Source organism: Mangrovimonas sp. TPBH4 (assembly GCF_001280505.1).
Taxonomy (GTDB): Bacteria; Bacteroidota; Bacteroidia; order Flavobacteriales; family Flavobacteriaceae; genus Mangrovimonas_A.
Map to the genome: position 1 here is coordinate 1 of NZ_LBIO01000075.1, position 263 is coordinate 263.

Genomic DNA, 263 nt, shown 5'->3' on the forward strand with positions numbered 1-263 from the left:
ATGTTCTGACCAGGCTTCCGTAGACCAGGCGTTTGCCGAGTGGGTTGCCCTGGGCAGCATCACGGGTGGCTGTAACCTGATGGTTGAAGTGACCAATCCGGGGGCACCTGATGCCTGTGGTGGTTCATCGGAAGTTATCTGGACAGCTACCAGCGACTGTGGGGCACCGTTATTGCTGAGTTCGACCTTTACGGTAGAGCCTGCACCAGAGGTTTCCTTCAATGCGCCAGATGATTATACAATGGCAGCCTGTTCCGACCAGG

Annotated in this window: 1 protein-coding gene; it reads left to right on the forward strand. The window is 55.9% G+C overall.

Annotated elements, in window-relative coordinates; translation table 11 throughout:
- A partial coding sequence (locus tag ZA05_RS18410) for a hypothetical protein (RefSeq protein WP_197276122.1) occupies positions 1 to 263 on the forward strand: 263 nt, incomplete at both ends.